The sequence below is a fragment of the Rhizomicrobium sp. genome (genome assembly GCF_056722145.1).
Genome location: NZ_JBWZET010000288.1, coordinates 1 through 2,723 on the forward strand (window position 1 = coordinate 1; position 2,723 = coordinate 2,723).

5 protein-coding genes and 1 tRNA gene are annotated in these 2,723 nt (G+C 63.9%); 3 read left to right on the forward strand and 3 right to left on the reverse strand.

The features are described 5' to 3' along the window. Positions 1-82: 82 nt before the first annotated feature. Positions 83-157, reverse strand: a tRNA-Val gene (locus AC1P6P_RS14910). A gap of 121 nt (positions 158-278) precedes the next feature. On the opposite strand from AC1P6P_RS14910, the gene AC1P6P_RS14915 reads away from it, so the two are divergent. The 3 genes from AC1P6P_RS14915 to AC1P6P_RS14925 are packed head-to-tail and all read left to right on the forward strand — an operon-like array spanning position 279 to position 1,878. Beyond that, a complete protein-coding gene (locus AC1P6P_RS14915) occupies positions 279-893 on the forward strand; it encodes a hypothetical protein (RefSeq protein WP_481403232.1) in 615 nt (204 codons plus the stop codon). Then, positions 886-1,104: a helix-turn-helix transcriptional regulator gene (locus AC1P6P_RS14920; protein WP_481403233.1), complete on the forward strand. Its 219-nt coding sequence runs from the start codon at positions 886-888 to the stop codon at positions 1,102-1,104. Before AC1P6P_RS14915 ends, AC1P6P_RS14920 begins: the two co-directional genes overlap by 8 nt. Positions 1,105-1,161: 57 nt before the next feature. Then, positions 1,162-1,878 carry a hypothetical protein gene (locus tag AC1P6P_RS14925; RefSeq protein WP_481403234.1) on the forward strand — a complete coding sequence of 239 codons (717 nt, stop codon included), beginning with the start codon at positions 1,162-1,164 and terminating at the stop codon, positions 1,876-1,878. Between the two features lie 58 nt (positions 1,879-1,936). On the opposite strand, the gene AC1P6P_RS14930 is transcribed toward AC1P6P_RS14925, so the two are convergent. Further along, a complete protein-coding gene (locus AC1P6P_RS14930; RefSeq protein WP_166929101.1) occupies positions 1,937-2,209 on the reverse strand; it encodes an HU family DNA-binding protein in 273 nt (90 codons plus the stop codon). Between the two features lie 246 nt (positions 2,210-2,455). Beyond that, on the reverse strand, positions 2,456-2,723 hold a 268-nt coding region (locus tag AC1P6P_RS14935; protein WP_481403235.1), incomplete at its 5' end, for a S16 family serine protease.

Below are 2,723 nucleotides of genomic sequence, written 5' to 3' on the forward strand. Positions count from 1 at the left end.
CCCCAGTGCTTCCCCGCGCATTTCGGCGAGGCGCGACAAGTTGGCAGTAGTCGAATTTATTTAACAAAAACAACAACTTAGATGGTGGGCGGTGAGAGTTTCGAACTCCCGACCCTCTCGGTGTAAACGAGATGCTCTACCGCTGAGCTAACCGCCCGTGCCGCCTCTCTTACACTACGATTCCGGCGCATCAAACCGGCGTGACCGCGCGGGCTTGAAGCTGTGTAACCTAGAGGTTACTGTAACCCATAGGTTACATGATCGAAGGGGGGGGAGACATGGACCAGGACGATCACGACGCCGAACGCGCCGTTCGCGCCAGCCTGCGCTGGCTGTGGCTGGGGTTCCTGCTGGCGGTGGCGGGGGACGCCGCGTATCTGTTGTTCAGCGTCCCGCTGATCGGCGTGTCGATCGCCTGCAATCTGATCGGCGCCCTGGTCCTGTTCGCAGCGAGCGCCAAGGCCGACGAAGCCGAATCCTATCCGCGCTACAGCCGCGACTTTGCCCTCCGGCGGTTCCGGCTGACATTGTTGGCCCTGCTGCTCTTTTCGGCGATGGGAGCAAAAGGCCTCGCCGGCGTCACGCTGACGGGTAGCGGCCAGGAAGTCCGGATTTTCATGGCCCTGATCATGTACGCCCTGGCGCCGCTGATCTTCCTCATCGGGCCGGGAGGCGACCACGACGAGGAACTCACTCGCAGCCAAATTGCGCGGGCGATGAAGATCGGCTACGCGGCGCTATTGGCGGCAGCACTCGTCGTGATCGGCGTTGCCATCGTGCTGCCGGCGCTGTTGATGCCGGCCATCGCATGGGGGCTCTATGGCGCGATCGCGGTGCCGATCGTCGCCTATGTTGTGCTCGACTGGTGCAGCGACCGGAACAACGATGTCTGAACGCCGGCTCGGCAATCGGCTGAAAGAGATACGCACGGCGAAAGGGCTGACCCAGACCGATCTGGCGGCCCTGGTCGGCGTCTCGCGCAAGACCATCAATACGGTGGAGAATTCGGTGTTCGTGCCGTCGACCATCCTGGCGCTGGCGCTGGCCAAGACGTTGAACGCGACCGTGGAAGAGCTGTTTTTCCTGATCGACGAGAACGATTGACACGGCTTGGACGCAATCGACGGCTAGGGTTCCGCGGTCCTTGGGGGGACAGGCGCCATGCGTTTAGCAAGTTTTGCCGTCGTGCTGCTTCTGACCGCTCCGGCATGTGCCGACCGTGCCAGCGAGGATGCGCTTCTGGCGAAGGCGCGCAGCACCTACTTGAACGACCCCGCGATGGAGAAAGCGGCCATTGCCGCGTCGCCAAAACGCGCAACGCGGACGGGCGCGACGCTTCGGCTTGAGCGGATCGGCCGGCCACTCACCCTCACCGACACGCGTGCGGCCTGCGATGATGACTCGCCGCGCTTCGATGCCGGCACCTGCGCCCGGTATGATCTCGTTGCCGACCTGCGCACCCGCCACGCCTATCTGGTGGTCAAGGGAGGTTATGAAGGCTGCGGCGATCTCTTGCTGATCGACGATCGCAGCGGACGGCAGACACTCTTCGCCGACGTGCCGACCTTTTCGCCGGATGGCGAGCGGCTGCTGATTCAGAACGAATGTGAGGCCGAAGGATCGGCCAGCGACAACCACCTCGAAATCTGGCGACGGCAGGCCGACGGCTGGGTGCTGGAATGGGCCTACACCGATGAAGCCGCGTATGCCGCCGATCCGGACCTGGAGCGCATCTTCCACAGCACCGTCGTAGCGTGGCAAGGCGACCGCATCGTGCTCGCCTTCAGCGACAGCGACGCCGGGCGGCACTGGACCGGCTCGCTCACCCGCATCGAAGGACGCTGGGTGTTGAAGGCCGGCAAACTGCAAAGCCCCTGAAACGCGAAACGGGACGCGCGAAGCCTTCCGCACGTCCCGCTGCTGAATTCTACCGATGCTAGTTCAAGGAATCCTTGAGCTGCTTGCCGGGGCGGAAGCGCGGCTGGCGTGACGGCTTGATGGTGATCTCTTCGCCGGTCTGCGGGTTGCGGCCCTTGCCGCCGGCGCGCGTGGCCACCACGAAAACGCCAAATCCGGTGAGGCGGACTTCGTCGCCGGCCTTGAGGGCGGCAGCGATCAGGTCGAACACGCCATCGACCGCCTTGGCCGCGTCGTTCTTAACGAGACCGGTGTGGTCCGCGAGTTTCTGGATCAGATCGTTCTTGTTCACAGGATTGGCTCCTTCAAGCGGCGTGCGCAAAGTCGTGCGCGGTTTTGCGCGGTATCATCGCGAACCCAGGAATCGCCGCGACGACTGGCGGGAATCTAGGGCCCCGCAGGCCCCGCGGGCAAGGACAACACGGCCCAAAACCCCGGGAACACCTACAAAAAAAGGCCGGATTCGGCCTTTTTTCCCCTTCCGGGAACGGGGCGGGTCCTCCGGCCGAGCAGTGCCCGGCCGGAAACCCTTTATGCATTAGTGGGTTACCACCGCATCCGCGTCCGCGTCGGGCGCCGCGGCCGCTGCGGCAACTTCCGGTTCGACCCATTCGATCGGCTCGGGCTCGCGGGCCAGCGCGACTTTCAGGACCTCGCCGACCTTCGCCACCGGCACGATCTTCAGCGCCGTTTTGACGTTGTCGGGAATTTCTTCGAGGTCCTTCTCGTTCTCCTGCGGGATCAGCACCGTCTTGATGCCGGCCCGAAGCGCCGCCAGCAGCTTCTCCTTCAAGCCGCCGATCGGC

What these genes read in the sequence shown, in the direction of transcription:
- AC1P6P_RS14925 (WP_481403234.1), top strand. Translation starts at nt 1,162, where the DNA reads ATGCGTTTAGCAAGTTTTGCCGTCGTGCTGCTTCTGACCGCTCCGGCA.
- AC1P6P_RS14915 (WP_481403232.1), top strand. Translation starts at nt 279, where the DNA reads ATGGACCAGGACGATCACGACGCCGAACGCGCCGTTCGCGCCAGCCTG.
- AC1P6P_RS14920 (WP_481403233.1), top strand. Translation starts at nt 886, where the DNA reads ATGTCTGAACGCCGGCTCGGCAATCGGCTGAAAGAGATACGCACGGCG.